The 17,163-nt window shown below is 42.6% G+C and carries 14 protein-coding genes; 9 read left to right on the top strand and 5 right to left on the bottom strand.

What is annotated here, in order from left to right:
- The first annotated feature begins 12 nt into the window (after positions 1-12).
- Together ABDD95_RS13815 and ABDD95_RS13810 are read left to right on the top strand one after the other, a co-directional pair.
- Positions 13-1,194, top strand: coding sequence for an efflux RND transporter periplasmic adaptor subunit (locus ABDD95_RS13815; RefSeq protein WP_345947920.1), 1,182 nt, complete (start codon positions 13-15; stop codon positions 1,192-1,194).
- Positions 1,195-1,357: 163 nt separating this feature from the next.
- Positions 1,358-4,540, top strand: a complete 3,183-nt coding sequence (locus ABDD95_RS13810; RefSeq protein WP_345947919.1) for a multidrug efflux RND transporter permease subunit — start codon at positions 1,358-1,360, stop codon at positions 4,538-4,540.
- Positions 4,541-4,946: 406 nt separating this feature from the next.
- Here the strand turns inward: ABDD95_RS13810 and ABDD95_RS13805 are convergent, their stop codons facing one another.
- Entirely contained in the window at positions 4,947-6,242 is a 1,296-nt protein-coding gene (locus tag ABDD95_RS13805; RefSeq protein ID WP_345947918.1) for a beta-mannosidase, read from the bottom strand.
- 232 nt (positions 6,243-6,474) lie between these two features.
- Here ABDD95_RS13805 and ABDD95_RS13800 point away from each other — a divergent pair, with 232 nt between their 5' ends.
- Complete coding sequence (locus ABDD95_RS13800) at positions 6,475-7,059, top strand: hypothetical protein (RefSeq protein ID WP_345947917.1); 585 nt, start codon at positions 6,475-6,477, stop codon at positions 7,057-7,059.
- 251 nt (positions 7,060-7,310) lie between these two features.
- Positions 7,311-7,865, top strand: coding sequence for an outer membrane beta-barrel protein (locus tag ABDD95_RS13795; protein ID WP_345947916.1), 555 nt, complete (start codon positions 7,311-7,313; stop codon positions 7,863-7,865).
- Positions 7,866-8,017: 152 nt separating this feature from the next.
- Here ABDD95_RS13795 and ABDD95_RS13790 read toward each other — a convergent pair whose 3' ends face one another.
- A complete protein-coding gene (locus ABDD95_RS13790) occupies positions 8,018-9,211 on the bottom strand; it encodes a pyridoxal phosphate-dependent aminotransferase (protein ID WP_345947915.1) in 1,194 nt (397 codons plus the stop codon).
- A gap of 59 nt (positions 9,212-9,270) precedes the next feature.
- Here ABDD95_RS13790 and ABDD95_RS13785 point away from each other — a divergent pair, with 59 nt between their 5' ends.
- The 4 genes from ABDD95_RS13785 to ABDD95_RS13770 are packed head-to-tail and all read left to right on the top strand — an operon-like array spanning position 9,271 to position 12,597.
- A complete protein-coding gene (locus ABDD95_RS13785) occupies positions 9,271-10,275 on the top strand; it encodes a cation diffusion facilitator family transporter (RefSeq protein WP_345947914.1) in 1,005 nt (334 codons plus the stop codon).
- Entirely contained in the window at positions 10,275-10,712 is a 438-nt protein-coding gene (locus ABDD95_RS13780) for an NUDIX hydrolase (RefSeq protein ID WP_345947913.1), read from the top strand. The genes ABDD95_RS13785 and ABDD95_RS13780 overlap by 1 nt, the downstream gene beginning before the upstream one ends.
- Complete coding sequence (gene bioA, locus ABDD95_RS13775; RefSeq protein ID WP_345947912.1) at positions 10,709-11,974, top strand: adenosylmethionine--8-amino-7-oxononanoate transaminase; 1,266 nt, start codon at positions 10,709-10,711, stop codon at positions 11,972-11,974. Before ABDD95_RS13780 ends, bioA begins: the two co-directional genes overlap by 4 nt.
- 5 nt (positions 11,975-11,979) lie before the next feature.
- Complete coding sequence (locus ABDD95_RS13770) at positions 11,980-12,597, top strand: hypothetical protein (protein WP_345947911.1); 618 nt, start codon at positions 11,980-11,982, stop codon at positions 12,595-12,597.
- Between the two features lie 80 nt (positions 12,598-12,677).
- On the opposite strand, the gene ABDD95_RS13765 is transcribed toward ABDD95_RS13770, so the two are convergent.
- The 3 genes from ABDD95_RS13765 to ABDD95_RS13755 all read right to left on the bottom strand — a co-directional run bounded on the left by ABDD95_RS13765 (position 12,678) and on the right by ABDD95_RS13755 (position 15,940).
- Positions 12,678-13,304, bottom strand: coding sequence for a DUF4412 domain-containing protein (locus tag ABDD95_RS13765; RefSeq protein ID WP_345947910.1), 627 nt, complete (start codon positions 13,302-13,304; stop codon positions 12,678-12,680).
- Positions 13,305-13,347: 43 nt separating this feature from the next.
- The gene (locus ABDD95_RS13760; protein WP_345947909.1) at positions 13,348-15,465 is read right to left on the bottom strand and encodes a ComEC/Rec2 family competence protein; all 2,118 of its coding nucleotides are present in this window, start codon (positions 15,463-15,465) and stop codon (positions 13,348-13,350) included.
- A gap of 139 nt (positions 15,466-15,604) precedes the next feature.
- A complete protein-coding gene (locus tag ABDD95_RS13755; RefSeq protein WP_345947908.1) occupies positions 15,605-15,940 on the bottom strand; it encodes a MerR family transcriptional regulator in 336 nt (111 codons plus the stop codon).
- 238 nt (positions 15,941-16,178) lie between these two features.
- On the opposite strand from ABDD95_RS13755, the gene ABDD95_RS13750 reads away from it, so the two are divergent.
- Positions 16,179-17,162 (top strand): D-alanine--D-alanine ligase, encoded by a 984-nt coding sequence (locus ABDD95_RS13750; protein ID WP_345947907.1) that lies wholly within the window; start codon positions 16,179-16,181, stop codon positions 17,160-17,162.
- The last annotated feature ends 1 nt before the right edge of the window (position 17,163 follow it).

Here is a 17,163-nt window from a genome sequence, read left to right as displayed (position 1 = left end):
TCCATTTAATATATGATGAAAAACAGATATATCTTATCAGCCATCCCTTTAGCATTGCTGTTATGGTCGGGGTGTAAAAGTAAAGACAAAAATGCCGCAGCTGCAGCCCCGCCGGCAACACCGGTTAACGTAACCGAAGCCAAAATAGTAAACGCTGTTTATTATGACCAGTACCAGGCTACCGTAGTAGCGCTGAGCAGTGTTGAATTGCGTGCACAGGTAGCTGGTTTTATAACCGGTATATTTTTTAAAGAAGGTGAAGTAGTGCCTAAAGGAAAAGTACTGTATGAGATTGACCGACGTACTTTTCAGGCGGCGTATCAGCAGGCCAGGGCAAATCTTTCGAGCGCGCAGGCCAATCTTGTACGTGCACAAAAAGATGCAGACCGGTATACGTTCTTGTTAAAGCAAGATGCTGTTGCCCGTCAAACTTATGACCAGGCAGTGGCTACACTGGCTACGGCACAAAGCCAGGTAGAGTCGGCCAGGGCGGGCGTTACTACGGCACAAACTAACTTATCATACTCGCAGATTCGTGCGCCGTTTACCGGCCGAATTGGTATTTCGCAGGTAAGGTTGGGTGCACAAATATCGCCCGGAACTACGCTGCTGAACACTATATCAAGCGAGCGACCTATTGGTGTCGACATTGTGATTAATGAGCAAAATGTAGATCGTTTTTATCACTTGCAAAAGAAAACTACCGACTCAACCTTCAGGCTTAAGCTGAGCAGTGGCAATATGTATAACCAGCAAGGCAGCATTTACGCTATAGACCGTGGTGTTAACAGCCTCACAGGTTCTGTTAAAGTGCGTGTTAAGTTTCCTAATCCGCAGGATAGCCTTCGGGATGGGATGAGTGCGGTACTGAATGTATTGAATGATGAATCGGGCGATAAGATACAGATACCCTATAAAGCAGTAACAGAGCAGATGGGAGAGTTTTTTGTTTTTGTTGCGCAAGATACCATTGCCGAGCAGCGCAAAATCACCTTGGGTCCACGCGTTAATGCGAATGTAGTTGTCACCTCTGGCCTTAAAGAAGGAGAGAAGGTAATTACAGAAGGTTTTCAGCGCTTACGCGATAAAGGCAAAATCACATTGGGTATGCCGCCTGCACAAGGTGGCCCTGCCGGTGGTGCTCAGGGCAGCGGTGCCGGAGCTGGCAAAGCTGGTGATAAACCGAAGCAGTAGCGCCAACATAACATATTTGTCATTTCGGGCATAGACTAGAAATCTTTCTGGAGCGGTTAATTGATCGATTAAAGAGATCGCTCACCAAGGTTTAAGATGACAAAACGGAGTTCATACTCCATAGAGTTTCGAGCCTTCAGGCTAAAGCAAATAAAGAGAACTAATGATTGCAGATGTATTTATAAAACGGCCCGTTACCGCTATCGTTATATCGATAGTTATAGTTGTAGTGGGTATACTTGCCATAATGAGCCTGCCTATAGGGCAGTATCCTGATATTACACCGCCAACGGTACAGGTTACCGGTAACTATACCGGAGCTGATGCCTTAACGGTGGAGCAAACAGTGGCTACGCCGGTTGAGGTGCAGGTAAACGGTACGCCGGGCATGACCTACCTGCAAAGTAACAGTACCGGCAATGGCCAAATGAGCATGACGGTAAACTTTGAAGTAGGTACCGATATTAACATTGCCGCGCTCGACGTGCAGAACCGGGTAAGTATTGCGCAACCAACCTTGCCGCAAGAAGTACAGCGTTTAGGCTTAACCGTACGTAAACGTAATCCCAGCATCCTGATGCTGGTGGCTATGTACTCGCCTAAAGGCTCGCACGATGTAACCTTTGTAGATAACTATACCAACGTTTTTGTACGCGATGCCTTGTTGCGTACAAAAGGAGTGGGCGACGTATTCACCCGTGCAGATGATTTTAGTATGCGTATATGGCTAAAGCCTGACAAGCTGGCCTCATACGGTATGACAGCAGGTGAGGTAACAGCTGCTTTACAGGAGCAAAACGTACAGGTAGCTGCAGGTACTGTAGGCGCACCGCCAGCCATGAACGGGCAAACATTTGAATATACGGTATTAACCAGGGGGCGTTTAGCTAAGCCCGAGGAGTTTGAAAATATCATAGTACGTACACAACCCAATACAGGTGCTTTGGTGCATTTAAAAGACGTAGCGCGCGTACAATTAGGTAAATTTAACTATACCGGTAACTCTTTTGTGGATGGCAAACGGGCGTCATACCTGTTGGTATACCAGGCGCCTAACAGTAACTCACTGGAAACTGCCGAAGGTGTTTATGCCACTATGGATCAGTTAAAGAAAACCTTCCCGGCTGATATTGATTATGTGGTGCCTTTTGAGTCGATAACAGTTGTTAAAGTATCGGTTGAGGAGGTAATTCACACTTTGGTTGAAGCGTTAGGCTTGGTAATTATTGTAGTGTTCCTGTTTCTGCAAAGCTGGAGAGCTACCTTGATCCCTGTACTGGCTATTCCGGTATCTATTATCGGTACATTCATCTTCTTTATACCACTTGGTTTTACCATCAATACATTAACCTTGTTCGGGTTTGTACTGGCTATTGGTATTGTGGTGGATGATGCCATTGTGGTGGTAGAGGCCGTGCAGCATTATATGGACGAGGAAGGGCTTTCGCCGCGTGAAGCTACAGAGCATGCCATGCGCGATATATCTGCACCGGTTATTGCCATAGCCTTAATTTTGGCGGCAGTGTTTGTGCCGGTGGGTTTTGTGCCGGGTATAGTTGGGCGTTTGTATCAGCAATTTGCTATCACTATTGCTATTTCTGTATTAATCTCGGCTTTTGTAGCTTTATCATTAACCCCGGCTTTATGTACTCTTCTTTTAAAACCACACAAGATAGACGAAAACTCTAAAGGTTGGCTAGACAGGTTTTTCTATAAGTTCAATACTTGGTTTGGCCGTGTTACCAATAAGTATGGCAGAGGCGTTGACAAGAGCATCAAAGCCTCTAAACTGGTCATGATATTGTTAGTGTGCGTCATTGTTGGTACGGTGTTTTTGTTTAAAGGTAAACCATCGGGCTTTTTACCTATTGAGGATGAAGGCCGTATTTATGTGACCTACGATTTACCTGAAGGTTCATCAACCCAGCGAACTGTTGACATGCTAAAACGCATGATGAGCACACTGGACAGCATCCCTGGTATAGGTCATTACGCCGCTTTGGGTGGATTGAATGCAGTGAACTTTGCCAGTAAATCAAACAGTGCAACCATATTTGTGCAGCTGAAACCTTGGGATGAGCGTAAGGGCGATGGAGAAAACGCCACAGGTATTGTGGCCACGCTGCAACAAAGACTGGCTAAATATAAAGAGGCAAGCGTAGTCGTAATTCAGCCGCCGGCTATTCCGGGTTTAGGTAATACCGCCGGATTCTCTTTTATATTTGAGGAAAAGCAGGCAGGTGGTGACATCAAAACGTTTGAAAAAACATTGCAGGGCTTTATTGCCGAATTAGGCAAGCGCAAAGAAATTGCCCGTTCGTTCTCGTTTTTTACTGCGCGTACGCCAGCATATCAATTAACCGTAGACCGCGAGAAGGCCAAACGCCTGGGTGTACAAATCTCCGATATCAACAACGCTATACAAACCTACCTGGGTAGTGCTTATATAAACGACTTTACCATTTACGGTCGTAACTTCAGAGTGGTGGCACAGGCCGATACGTCTTACCGTACCAGTATACAAAACCTGGGTCAGTTCTTCGTGCGGAACTCAGCTGGTACCATGGTGCCATTGAGTACACTAACCTCTTATAAAATTATAGAGAACGCGCCGTTAATATCGCACTATAACCTGTTCCGTTCGGCAGAGGTAAACGGTAGTCCGGCGCCGGGCTACAGTAGCGGCGACGCTATACGGGCTTTGCAGGAAACGGCAGCACAGTACTTGCCCGAAGGTTACGGATATGAATTTTCGGGTTTGAGCCGCGAGGAGATGCTATCGGGATCTAAAACGGTGTACATCTTTGCCTTGTCTATAGGCTTCGTATTCCTGTTTCTGGCGGCCTTATATGAAAGCTGGTCGGTTCCGTTTTCAGTACTGCTGTCCGTACCTTTAGGCGCTTTCGGGGCTATCCTGTTCCTTACCTTCCTGCCATCGTTAACCAATAACGTTTATGCACAAATTGGTTTAATTACGCTCATTGGTCTGTCGGCAAAGAACGCAATTTTGATTGTGGAATTTGCCAAGGAGCGGGTGGATGCAGGGCACGAATTGGAAGAATCTATCCTTGAGGCGGTGCGCCTGCGTTTGAGACCAATTATTATGACCTCGCTGGCGTTTATCCTGGGTGTAGTGCCATTAATACTAGCCTCCGGTGCCGGTGCCGAGGCTCGTAAAACTATTGGCTGGACCGTATTTGGTGGTATGCTTGCAGCTACTTCCATGGCTATATTTATTGTGCCAGTGCTATATTATTTAATTACCAAGTTGGCATACGGTAAAGAAAAACTAGCCGAAATGCAACGTAACCGCGACGATAAAGGCAAAGCATTGCCTGAGGCATAAGAAACCATCAGTCTGCAAAAGAAGTCACTGCAAATATTGCAGTGGCTTTTTGTTTATATACCTTTTTCTTGCAGTTAATAATAGCCGCCGTTAGTGTATCTTAGTGTGTATATATAGGTACGAGGGCTTTTTTGATATAAAAGTGTGTGTTAACTGTTGGCTTTGTAAACCGCAAAGCGATAATTTAGCAAATACAAAAAGCGTTAATAATGCGTGCTTCATTTTCAGGGAAGTATTTTAAATTATAACAGCATTGCTTAAGACAAGCACCGACAGAACTAATAATAAAGCACCGAAAACAATGGCGCTAACCCCGAGTGATAAATTGCATAAGCTAAGGGGGCTATTATGCGGTAACAAGCGTTATTATGATTGAAAGTATACCTTTCATTGTTTAGAAAACTTTTTATTTCTTAGTATAGCTCCTTATCACTTTCCAGGTACTGTCATCGGTATTAAACACGGCGTTTAAACCTTGTTCTTCCTGCGGTGGGTCGCCGGTATAATCATCACCGGGTTTCCACCAATATTTTTGCTCCGGCTTGGCTCTGGCTGTGCCACCTACGGCCCAAAAGTTAGCGCCATTTATAACGCCCTGTTTTTGTACGCTGCTTTGCCATATGGAAAAAACGAAATGGTAATATTTGTCACGCCATAATGTGCTGGATGTTGGATCGAAGGAATGCAGGTCGCGTGGCAAACCAAACTCTTCGATAACTAATGGTTTGTTCAGCTTTTCGGCTATGGTTACATGCCGATCAATGTAATTCTTCGTATTTTTGAGTACATCGTTAAAGCCAACGCTAATGGATGTATCCTTAAACCAGTTCCAGTTCTTGGGCCAAATATGTATGGTCAGATAATCAATGCCCGGTAAACGATTTGCATTTTCATAAACGGTCCTATCCATATCGGAAGCAATATCGCCCTCGCTGCCAATAGTAACCAGGTGGTTTCTGTCCAAGCCCTTTATCAAACTGGAGGTACGGGCTATCCAGTCTAGATACTTGTCGTTATTGGCAGCCGTCATAGGGCGGGGTTCGTTTGCCAATTCCCAAGCCATAATAGCCGTATCATCTATATACTTTTTATTGGTGTAAGTATTGGTGCGCGTTACCAGATGCTTTATGTAAGCGTTCAAGTCGTTTTGGCAGGGAAGGCAGTTGTAAAATTGGGTAGTGTAGGCCTTATTCTTATCCCAGCTATAATTTTCTGTTTGTGGGAGAGGGCCCTGGCCGTAGCCATTCCATTGCAGGTATTGGTCAAGGCCACCGCTCCATTGCCAATTGTTGGTTAAATACAAAATGGCAGTCATGTGTCTTTTACCCATTTGCTGTAAAAGGTAATCCAGGCCTTTTAATACTTCTTCATTATAGCTTTGCTGTTTAGGCTGTGCAGTTTCGGCTACGCTGTAATAGTAGCTGCCCGGCTCACCTTCTGAACCAGCCAATACACGCAGGTTGGTAACGCCATTTTGTTTCAGAAAGTCCAGCTCCTGTATTAAACGTTGTTTGCCAGCCTCACCTTTAACAGCGCTCAATAAACCGCCATACCAATAATTGCCGCCTATGTAAGTATAGGGGGCGGCGCCACGATAAAATTGGTGTCCTTTAACCTTAACAAAACTGTTTTGTGCAACAACATGACAGTTGATGCATGCAATTGCGACCAAAAGCAGAATGATCTTAACAGATTTTAACATTAGGATGATGTTTGGCTAACTAGTGAAAGATAAAGATAAGAAAGTGAACTGAAAATCAGTATGATGGTTGATGTGGTCCGCTAGGGAAATATTGAGAAAGCTGTGCAAAATCGTTGGTAAAAATGGCAGTTGAGTAAGCAAATTACCCGAATGGCAAAGTATTTGATAAGGGCACTGTGTACAATTTTGTACGTGATTTTAAAATTTCACACAAATCTAAGAAAACACAATTATGAAAAATTTGACAAAAGTTATAGCAGCTGCATCATTTGCCGTTGCCACTTTATTTGCATCAAACGTTGTTAAGGCACAATCTACAACCCCTCCAAACGCCTGGAGATTCGGTATCGGTTTAGAAGGTGGTGTGCCGGTTGGCGATGTACGTGAGCTTACTAAGGCTATGGCAGGTGCTACTGCTAGATTACAGTATGGTGTAGGTAACAGTGTAGCCCTTACATTAACTTCTGGTTATTATCACTTGTTCGGTGCTGATGCTGTGAAAATTGCTGGCAATAACAATGATATCAGCTACAAATCAATGGGTGTTGTGCCTGTGAAGTTTGGTATCAAAGCTTACGCTGGTGGCGGTTTCTACGTACAAGGTGAAGTTGGTGCCGGTTTCGAAACTTCAGTTTTCGGAGCAATTAAAGGTCAGAATGTTGAAGGTTTTGATAAAAACACTAAATTAATTCTTGCTCCAGGTATCGGTTATTCATGGACTAATGTTGACCTTGGCGTTCGTTACGAGCGTTTTTCTGGTCAAAATGCTAACTACGGTATGGTTGCAGCCCGTTTAGCTTACGGCTTTAAATTATAATTAATATAACAACTAAAAACTAAAATGGCCTTCCGGTTTCGGAAGGCCATTTTTTTTGATTTGTGTACCAAAATGTGGTCTAAAGTGTGAAATATTGCTTTTTGTAGGTATTTGTATATAAACACATACTTTTTTGATAATATTCTAATTTGTAGTTACAATTACAATATTTTCTTCAATAAGTGTATTTATTTTATGTAAATGTTAATTATTAAGATTATATTCGTGAAGTTATTTTATCACATGTGGCCATGAAAAAATCTTTGCTTTTACTTGCTATAATAGCTGCTCTTTTTTGTTCAACCATTGTTAAGGCGCAGCTATTAGGTAATAACGAACGTTATAGCCAATACTCAAATCACATTAATGTGGGTATAGATGGTTTTTATAACATGAACCCAGGCAGTAAAACTTATAAACCAGGTGTTGGCGCTTCTTTAAAGTACCAATATGATGTTACACAAAACTTGGGTCTTACTTTAGGCGTAGGTTATTTTGTAATTCCTGCTAATACCACCGTATCAAGGGTTGCAGCTTTAAGACAAGATTTAAAATTAATACCATTAAGGTTAGGTGCTAAGGCGTACTTTTTACCAGAGTTTTATTTAGGTGGTGAGGTTGGCGTAGCATATGCTGATCCTTATATCGATGTCAGAACCAAATCTCACTTTAGCAAATTCCTGGCCCCATCAGTTGGTTATGAAACCAACCACCTCGATTTTTCGTTCCGGTACGAAAACGTGAATCACCAAGATGATTATGTAAGCTTTATTGCTCTGCGTATAGCTTATACCTTCAACTTCTAAAAGAGAGCACCTAGAAAATATTTAAGCCTTAGCAGTATATATGCTAAGGCTTTTTTAATGGATATAATTGTCATTTGGAATTATACCTAAAACAGAATGCCAGACTATTTAGCCTGGCATTCTGTTTTAGTATAACTATATCAGTTGTAATATTACTGCAGTTGTGCTAATGCTTTCTTAATACGTTTACAAGCCTCTATCAATTTATCTTCAGCAGCAGCGTAAGATATTCGGATAGATTTTGGATCACCGAATGAAAGGCCGCCTACAACTGCTACATGCGCTTCTTCCAAAAGGTAAATGCTTAATTCGTCGGCATCATTTATAACCCGGCCGTTGTATGACTTACCAAGGAAGGCTGTAACATTAGGGAAGAAATAAAATGCACCTTGAGGCAGATTAACTTTCAGTCCTTCAATTTCACGCAGTAAGCTGTACACTAAATCGCGGCGTTTTTTAAATTCAACGCGCATCGCTAAAACAGAATCTAACCCGCCCAGGTAAGCAGCAGTGCCCGCGCGTTGCGTAATTGAACAGGTGCCTGATGTGATTTGTCCCTGCATCTTATCAAAGGCAGTAGCCAATTCTTTGCTTGATGCGGTATACCCAATTCGCCAGCCGGTCATGGCGTAGGCTTTGGAAAAGCCGTTAATGATAATCACTCGGTCTTTAATGCTGGCAAATTGCGCAATCGACTCATGCTTATCTACATAATTGATATGCTCATAAATTTCATCCGAAAGGATGTAAACCTGCGGGTGGCGCTCAAAAACTTCTGCAAGTCCAGCCAGTTCAGCTTTGCTGTATAAGCTACCAGTTGGGTTTGATGGCGAAGAGAACATGAACAGCTTGGTTTTGTCGGTAATGGCAGCTTCCAGTTGTTCAGGCGTAATTTTAAAGTCTTGCTCAACAGTGGTGTCAATAAACACGCTTTCACCTTCGGCCAGTTTTACCACTTCCGAGTAAGATACCCAATAAGGCGTAGGTATGATCACTTCTTCGCCTGGGTTAACGAGGCATAATACTGCATTGGCAATAGCCTGTTTGGCACCGGTTGATACCACTATATCAGTAAAGTCGTAATCTAAATTGTTTTCAGTTTTAAGCTTGTGCACTATGGCCTTTCGCAATTCAGGATACCCAGCTACAGGGGTGTAGTAAGTAAAGTTATCGTCCATGGCTTGCTTGGCGGCTTCCTTTATATGCTCGGGCGTATGAAAGTCGGGTTCGCCAAAGCTCAGGCTGATTACATCAACACCTTTTGCGGCCAGTTCGCGGCCCATTTTGGCCATTTTAATTGTCTGTGATTCAGACAAATTGTTAATTCTGTCACTTAGTGCACTCATAGTTAAAAATCAAGTTGTGGCAAATATAGAAAATTACTTTACCCGTATTTAAACTGCTTATGATTAAATTTGCCTACATTTTTAAGGCATTGAACGAGAAGAGGAATATAATCATAATAGCGTTGGTGGTAAGTGTGGTGTTAATGCTGGCTAAGTTCAGTGCCTACTTCATCACGGCATCTAACTTTGTATTAACCGATGCTGCTGAGAGCATTGTAAATGTAGTAGCCAGTTCATTTGCATTTTTCAGCATATATATTGCCTCGCGCCCCCGCGATGAAAATCACCCTTATGGCCACGGAAAGGTAGAATTCTTTTCTGTTTTTTTGGAGGGAGCATTGATATCGGTTGCTGGTGTTGGTATTTTGTTTAAGTCGGTATACGGGCTATTTTACCCGCAGCAGATTCACGATTTGTTAATTGGTGCCGTTATAATAGGCGCAACGGGGGCTATAAACGGCGCTTTGGGGTATTATATGATTTACCGGGGCAAGGCGCTGAAATCATTAACGCTTGATGCCGACGGCCGCCACTTACTTACCGATATGGTAACCAGCGGTGGTTTGGTGCTAGGCTTACTGCTCATCTATTTTACCGGCTTAATATGGCTGGACGGCGTTTTATCAATAGCTGTGGGCTTGTTTATTTGTTTTACGGGTTACAAACTCATCCGTAAATCGGTAGCCGGATTAATGGATGAGACCGATTTTGCCGTTGTAGAGCATATTATTAAAGTGTTGAACGAGCAACGGAAGGCAGAGTGGATTGATATACACAACCTACGGGCGCAGAAGTACGGCCATGAGCTACACCTGGATTGCCACATGACGTTGCCCAATTATTTTGATTTGAACCGTGTACACCAGGAAGTAACATTGGTTGATAAAATGATAAATGAAAAAGCTGGAGTGGCTACGGAACTATTTATCCATACCGACCCATGCATACCCGAATGTTGCCATTACTGCAGTATGCCTAATTGCCCTATTCGTTCTGAGGCTAAGCGTGTGGATATTGAGTGGACCATGGAAAACATCATCCGTAATAAAAAGCACTACGAATAATGTATTTTAACGTAAGAGTGTACGGTTTGCTGCTGAATGAGCAGCAAGAGATACTTTTGACTGATGAGCAAGAGAAAGGCTACCAGTTTACTAAATTTCCGGGTGGCGGTGTGGAGTTTGGTGAGGGACTCACAGAAGCACTTAAGCGCGAATTTATGGAGGAGTGTAATACTCCAGTTGAAATACTCAGCCATTTTTATACAACTGATTTTTTTGTAAAGTCGGCCTTTAATAATTCGCAGCTTATCAGTGTGTACTACATCGTTAAAAACACATCTTCTTTAAACTTTGCTATTAAGACCAAGCCTTTTGATTTTGATGGTGAAGGCGAAACCCTGCAATCCTTCCGGTGGAAAAAACTGAATGACTTGAAGGGAGAGGACGTAACCTTCCCGATTGACCAGTATGTGGTTGAACTATTGAAGAACAACAAATGAACTTAACCGAACGTGACCTTAAAGTAATATGGCATCCTTACACCCAAATGCAAACTGCGGCAGCGCCTATTGGCATTGTGAAAGGGGAGGGTGCTTGTTTGTATGATGAAGCAGGTAAATGTTATATAGATGCTGTATCATCATGGTGGGTAAACATACATGGGCATGCACACCCTTACATAGCCCAAAAAGTAGCTGAACAGCTCAGGGAGCTAGAGCATGTAATTTTTGCTGGCTTTACGCATAAACCGGCGGTTGAACTGGCCGAACGGCTTTTGGATTTACTGCCGGCTAATCAGCGCAAGGTTTTTTATTCAGACAATGGCTCTACAGCTATAGAGGTGGCCTTAAAAATGTGCCTGCAGTACTGGCACAATAAAGGTGAGCAACGTACTAAAATTGTTGCGTTTAAAAATGCCTATCATGGCGATACTTTTGGCGCCATGGCTGTAAGCGGCCGTAGCGCGTTTACCAATGCCTTCGAAAAACTATTGTTTGATGTGGAGTTTATTGATCTCCCCACAGAACAAAACATAAGCCAACTCAAATCGCAGATTTCAAACCTCAAATCTCAACTTTCCTGTTTCGTTTTTGAACCGTTGGTGCAGGGATCGGGCGGGATGATTATGTATGAGGCTATCTGGCTGGATGAGTTAATGAAGCATTGTAAGCAAGAAGGCATCTTTACCATCGCCGATGAGGTATTTACCGGTTTTGGCCGCACAGGCAAGTCTTTTGCCAGCGATTACTTGCTACAGCAGCCCGATATTATGTGCTTTTCTAAAGGGCTTACGGGAGGCACTATGGCGCTCGGTGTTACCACTTGTACCCGGCAAATATATGATGCTTTCTTGTCTGACGATCGATTAAAAACGCTGTTTCACGGGCATTCTTTTACGGCTAACCCTATAGCCTGCGCAGCGGCATTGGCTAGTATGGATCTGTTTGTAGAACCATCAACAGCAGCTAATATTAAACGTATTACAGAACAGCACCGGGTTTTTGCAACGCAGGTTAAACATCACCCGCGTATACGTACAGTTAGGCAAACCGGTACTATACTGGCAATGGAGTGGGAGACCGGTAACGATACCTCGTATTTTAACAGCCTGCGCGATACCCTCTATCAATATTTTTTACGTGCAGGTATTGTACTGCGCCCGCTAGGTAACATCATTTACATTTTACCTCCGTATTGCATAACCAACGAGCAACTAAGCTATATTTACAGCACCATTCAGCAAGCGTTGGATACAATTTAACCCTTATGGAACTAAAGAATCTTTTTACTTTTATAGTTAACAATGATGCCTTACACGCGCGTTGGTTAAATACCCTCTCGCTGATGGAAAATACAGGCGCCCGCAAAATATCGGCTAGTGAAGATCCGGCTACGGTTACCTACATCATATTAAAACACGCTGCCGAGGAGCATCGCCATGCTTTTTATTTAAAAAAGCAGATAGAGAAAATAGAATCAGAGAAACTACCTACATATGCGCCCAATTATCTGCTGGCAGCCACACATAGCAAACGTTATTTAAACCAATTAGATATTGACGTTTGCCGCTATTTAAAGCAGGCCTTAAGTTTAACAGGTAAAGAGTTGCGCTTTGCTGCCTACCTGTTGGTTACCTATGCTATTGAAGTACGCGCCGATGAGCTATACCCAGTTTATCAGGATGCGCTTACTGAAGCCGGCAGCAAAGTAAACGTCAAATCAATTATACTGGAAGAAGAAGGGCACCTGGAAGAGATGATTAACCAGCTTCAGCAGTTTTCGGTTGATTGGCAGATACATGCTAACAAGGCTGTTGCCATTGAAACCGCATTGTTTGAAAATTGGGTGAGTGAAGTAAAAGCCGAAATAGAAACTGCGGCATAAGCACTTTTATATATTGCCATCAAATAAAAAGGCCTTGTACATTGTACAAGGCCTTTTTATTTGATGGCGCTTAGCGCAAGTTATCTTTTTGGACTTCGTGCCTTAAGCTCAGTCATGGTAATTCTTTCAAAACCAGCCGGGATACCAAAAGTACCTGCAGGTGCTTTTGAATCAGAAATAGCTTTTAACGTATTGGTTATGGTTTGTCCCATCATGCTCATGGTAAATTGCACAGGAAAACCACCTGCTTTAGCATACATCATACCAAATGCACTTGATGGCGCACTAATGTCTTTAGTTACCCAAGTGTCATAAGTGGTATTACTTTTAGTGTCTTTAGCTGTTACCTTAGTACATTTAAAACCATTAATAACTTTGGTTTCGCTGGTAGGTGTAAAGGTGAAAGATGGCAATCCTGCTAATTCTTCTTCAAGCTCTCCTGGTGTAGCTACTGCTGCCCATTTAATGCTTGCCACAGGAACGTCAATAACGGTTGCTGAATATTCATCTTTAAAAGCAAGTCTTTTAACGGCTGCCGGTCCGCTTTGTATCAATGTGGCAGATGAGTCGCCTTTAAAGTAAACCTTGCCTTCCATGCCATTAGCTTCGTAAACAGCTAAACCTTCGGTATAAGATTTTTGTGCGCTTGCACTTAATGCAGTTGCTGATAAGGCCAGGCCAACTACAGCAGTAAATAGTTTATTCATGATTTTAATTTATGCAGTTAATGATTAAACCTAAAGTTTAAATTTAGTATTTAGATGCAACAATAAAGCAATTGTTACGCTTCAGAAAATTTATTTTTAAATTCATGCTGTCGCCCTCTGCTTTTAGCATGTGAAGCCTTTGTATGGAGTTGTTAGCATCTGCAATAAAGTATTTAAAATTAAAGTTTTGCTTAATGGTGCGGAGATTAACGTGCGGGTTGTGCGTGAAAAATAAATAGTCGACCGATATTTTTTGTGACGGCCAAGTTTTGTGCAAAGCAGTATTAATTAACAGTACCGATTTATCAACAAACTGTACATAGTTCATTTGCTTTTTAAAATACGGCAATTGCAAGTTTTGATTAGCGTTACAAATTACGGTGCTATCAACACCCAGGCTATCTAAACAAGGCTGTATGCTGTACTGATAATTTTTATCTTTCTCCTTCAAGTCTGTTAATACCACCGCTTGGTTGCCTTTTTGAAACAGGATGGCCGAGTTTTTCTTTACATTAAAAAACACCATCCGGTATTCCGAAGCCGACTGTATAGCACTCCAACTAAACGCTGTACATAGGATTAGAGTGCCCACTAATAAAATGCTTAGCTCGCGGCTCCGCTTATAAAGGAGTAAATAGATGAAAGCTAAAATCATTAACCAAAGTACGAGGTGCTGCCAGGGTGATAGCCAAATGCGGCTGATGGTAGCATATGGCCAATGCTCAATAAGCGCAAGCAGCTTGTTCATGAGCAGTATTAAATGCTCAAGCAGATAAGATAAAGCTTGGCAAATAACTGATACGCCCGGAATGTAGGTGCACAGCAAGAATGTAAGCCCAATAAGCACAATGCCTTCGGCCGGTAACATTATAAGTAAATTACTCACTAAAAAGTACACCGGGAATTGGTGAAAATAATAAGCGCTTAAAGGAAACGTGATGAGTTGCGCAGCCAGCGAGGCTGAACAAGCGTACCACAATTTTTGCGCATAGGCCTGCTTAAAGTTAAATTGTTCATAAATAATGGGCTGGAACACTACCAAACCAAAAACAGCCAGGTACGACAGTTGAAAACCCACATCAGTCAGCAAAAAAGGATCATATAACAACAATGCGAAAGCCGATGCTGCCAAAGCATTTAACGCATGTACAGGCCTGCCGCTGGCTTTGCTTACTATAATCATACTTAGCATTAGCGCAGCTCTGCACACCGCTGGAGAAAGGCCTGTTAGAATGGCATAGCCCCATATAAGCGTTAGTGAAAGTAATGCATTAAGCAACTTGCCGTAACGGTTATGACTAAAGGGTTTTAGCAGGAGCGTGATAAGCCAGAAGAATACCGCCACATGCGCCCCGGAAACTGATAATACGTGTATAGTTCCGGTTTTTGAATAAGCCTGCAATACCTCGTCGCTTAAATCGGCTTTGTACCCCAGTAAAAGGGTAGAGGCGATTGCCGCGGCACCGGCGTCATGAAAATAAAGGCCAATCTGTTTAACCAAATGCTGCCTTACTGCTAATGAATAAGCAATAATAGTGTTGCCTGTTTGTTGTTGCAATTTTTTAAACTCACGGCGGGTGATGAAGCTTTGATGGTAAATGTTTTGATGGGCCAAATAGCGCTTGTAGTTAAATTCGGCCGGGTTAAATGGCTGGTCGGTTACCTTGTAGTTTGCGGGTATAAGCAACTGGTCGCCATATTTAACTAAATGTGTATTGCTATCGGCAACTAAAGTAACCAGAAGTTTACCCGTAGCAGGCCTAAGTTTGCGCTGTAAACCTGTACGTTTTACACTAGCGACAAACCGGGTGTAAATTCCTTTATGTACCGGCTCACTGTTTACTTGTACAATAAGGTAATTTGCCTTTTGCCTGGCAAAATGTTCAGCGTCGTTTAAGCCGTTGTGCCAGTAACTGCATAACCAGCCTGCGCATAGCAAAAACAGATGCATAACAACGCCACCTATCCACATGTGGCGGTAGAGTTTTAAGATGTTATAAAAATTATTAAGTCCAATAAAAAGAAGGCAGGATACAGTAAAAACATCAACAGCTAACTGCAGCCAGCCTTCTGCCGTAAAATAAACCTGCAGTATTATGCCGGCTATAAAAGGCAATAGCCAATAGAGGATAGGTATTTCGCCTTTATGGGCACGCAGCATGATAAGTATGAATTGGCTGAACAGAAGCCAATATACAAAAAGGTATTGTTTACTGCTTAATAGTTAGCATTAACAACGCATTAAACGATCGCCCATCCAACCGTCTTTATGATTGATCCTATGCTCTCCACTCTAAGTACTACAGTTGATCGCGCACCTCGAGAAGGAATTTTTTCAGATTTTCAAGCGAATCTAATACGCTTTGCTGGCTTTTCGATTCATTCAAATTGTTTTTTAAATGATCTTTAGCCCCTTGTATGGTATAGCCTTTTTCGCGTATAAGGTGAAAAATGATTTTCAGGTTATCGATATCCTCACCGGTAAAATAGCGATTGCCTTTTTTGTTCTTTTTAGGTTGGAGAATGTCGAATTCCTTTTCATAATACCTGATCAGTGAGTGATTTACGTCGAACATGGAAGTAACCTCGCCCATGGTGTAGTACATCTTGCTGATATCGCGTTCTTTATAAGGCATGTACAAAAGTAGTAAAAAAATGGCCTGTGTAAATGCTAAGCCCACTAAATCTCCTCGGGGAGGGTAGACTTTAATATGGATCATTAGTGCTAAACTTATAAAGCAGGATTTAAGCCATTCCGCAAAGTTCAGTTTTATGTGTTCAACAGTAATCACTCCCATGTTTTGTTGTGCATTTTTTAAAGCCATCCTTATTTCTGAGGGTTTGTGAGGTCTAATTTTTTCTATATTTGGCACTATGAGCAAGAAGAACATCGCCCTGCTGGCCGGCGGCTACACCGGCGAATATGAGGTATCCATTAACAGTGCTAAAAACATTGCAGCAAACCTAGATGCTGAAAAATATAACGTTTATACCATCCTGATAAACCGCGACCGCTGGTTTTTCCAGAGCGATGGTGAAGCTGTTGATGTTGATAAAAACGATTTCAGTCTGACGCTCAACGGTAGCAAAATATTATTTGATAGCGCTTTTATTACTATACACGGTACCCCCGGCGAGGATGGGAAGATACAAGGTTACCTGGACATGCTGGGTATCCCGTACAATACCTGCGATGCTACAACATCGGCCATTACCATGAACAAGGCTTATACCAAGGCGTTGGTGCAAGGTGTTCCCAATTTACATGCGGCCAAGTCTGTAAAATTGTTTAAGAGTGATATGCACGATGTAGGTACCATTGCCGCTGCATTGAAATTTCCATTGTTTGTGAAACCTAACAATGGTGGCAGCAGTGTGGGCATGAGTAAGGTACATTCGGTTGCAGAGCTACCAGCCGCATTAGAGAAGGCATTTCATGAGGATAGCCAAATACTGGTTGAGGAGTTTATAAAAGGCCGCGAATTTAGCCAGGGTATAGCTCGTTTAAATGGCAAGCTGGTAGTTTTACCAGCTACCGAGATCATAAGCTCTAAAGAGTTTTTTGACTACGAAGCCAAATACACCCCCGGCGTAACACAGGAGATTACACCCGCCGATTTACCCGCCGAAAAGAATAAGATTATAGCCGATATTTTGACAGAGGTTTACCTGCGCCTTAATTGCCGAGGCATGGTGCGGATAGATTTTATTCTTGATGAGCAAACCGGCGATTTTTATTTTATTGAGGTAAATACCACTCCCGGCCAGTCGGCCAATAGTTTGATACCGCAGCAAGTGCGCGCCGCAGGTATGAGTGTTCAGGAATTTTACGGTAATATTGTAGAAGGCAGCTTTTAAG

The organism is Mucilaginibacter sp. PAMB04274, assembly GCF_039634385.2.
In the GTDB taxonomy this organism is placed as follows: Bacteria; Bacteroidota; Bacteroidia; order Sphingobacteriales; family Sphingobacteriaceae; genus Mucilaginibacter.
This window is presented reverse-complemented; position numbering and strand designations above follow the sequence as displayed.

What these genes read in the sequence shown, in the direction of transcription:
- ABDD95_RS13815 (WP_345947920.1), top strand. Translation starts at nt 13, where the DNA reads ATGATGAAAAACAGATATATCTTATCAGCCATCCCTTTAGCATTGCTG.
- ABDD95_RS13810 (WP_345947919.1), top strand. Translation starts at nt 1,358, where the DNA reads ATGATTGCAGATGTATTTATAAAACGGCCCGTTACCGCTATCGTTATA.
- ABDD95_RS13805 (WP_345947918.1), bottom strand. Translation starts at nt 6,242, where the DNA reads ATGTTAAAATCTGTTAAGATCATTCTGCTTTTGGTCGCAATTGCATGC.
- ABDD95_RS13800 (WP_345947917.1), top strand. Translation starts at nt 6,475, where the DNA reads ATGAAAAATTTGACAAAAGTTATAGCAGCTGCATCATTTGCCGTTGCC.
- ABDD95_RS13795 (WP_345947916.1), top strand. Translation starts at nt 7,311, where the DNA reads ATGAAAAAATCTTTGCTTTTACTTGCTATAATAGCTGCTCTTTTTTGT.
- ABDD95_RS13790 (WP_345947915.1), bottom strand. Translation starts at nt 9,211, where the DNA reads ATGAGTGCACTAAGTGACAGAATTAACAATTTGTCTGAATCACAGACA.
- ABDD95_RS13785 (WP_345947914.1), top strand. Translation starts at nt 9,271, where the DNA reads ATGATTAAATTTGCCTACATTTTTAAGGCATTGAACGAGAAGAGGAAT.
- ABDD95_RS13780 (WP_345947913.1), top strand. Translation starts at nt 10,275, where the DNA reads ATGTATTTTAACGTAAGAGTGTACGGTTTGCTGCTGAATGAGCAGCAA.
- bioA (WP_345947912.1), top strand. Translation starts at nt 10,709, where the DNA reads ATGAACTTAACCGAACGTGACCTTAAAGTAATATGGCATCCTTACACC.
- ABDD95_RS13770 (WP_345947911.1), top strand. Translation starts at nt 11,980, where the DNA reads ATGGAACTAAAGAATCTTTTTACTTTTATAGTTAACAATGATGCCTTA.
- ABDD95_RS13765 (WP_345947910.1), bottom strand. Translation starts at nt 13,304, where the DNA reads ATGAATAAACTATTTACTGCTGTAGTTGGCCTGGCCTTATCAGCAACT.
- ABDD95_RS13760 (WP_345947909.1), bottom strand. Translation starts at nt 15,465, where the DNA reads ATGCTGCGTGCCCATAAAGGCGAAATACCTATCCTCTATTGGCTATTG.
- ABDD95_RS13755 (WP_345947908.1), bottom strand. Translation starts at nt 15,940, where the DNA reads ATGCCTTATAAAGAACGCGATATCAGCAAGATGTACTACACCATGGGC.
- ABDD95_RS13750 (WP_345947907.1), top strand. Translation starts at nt 16,179, where the DNA reads ATGAGCAAGAAGAACATCGCCCTGCTGGCCGGCGGCTACACCGGCGAA.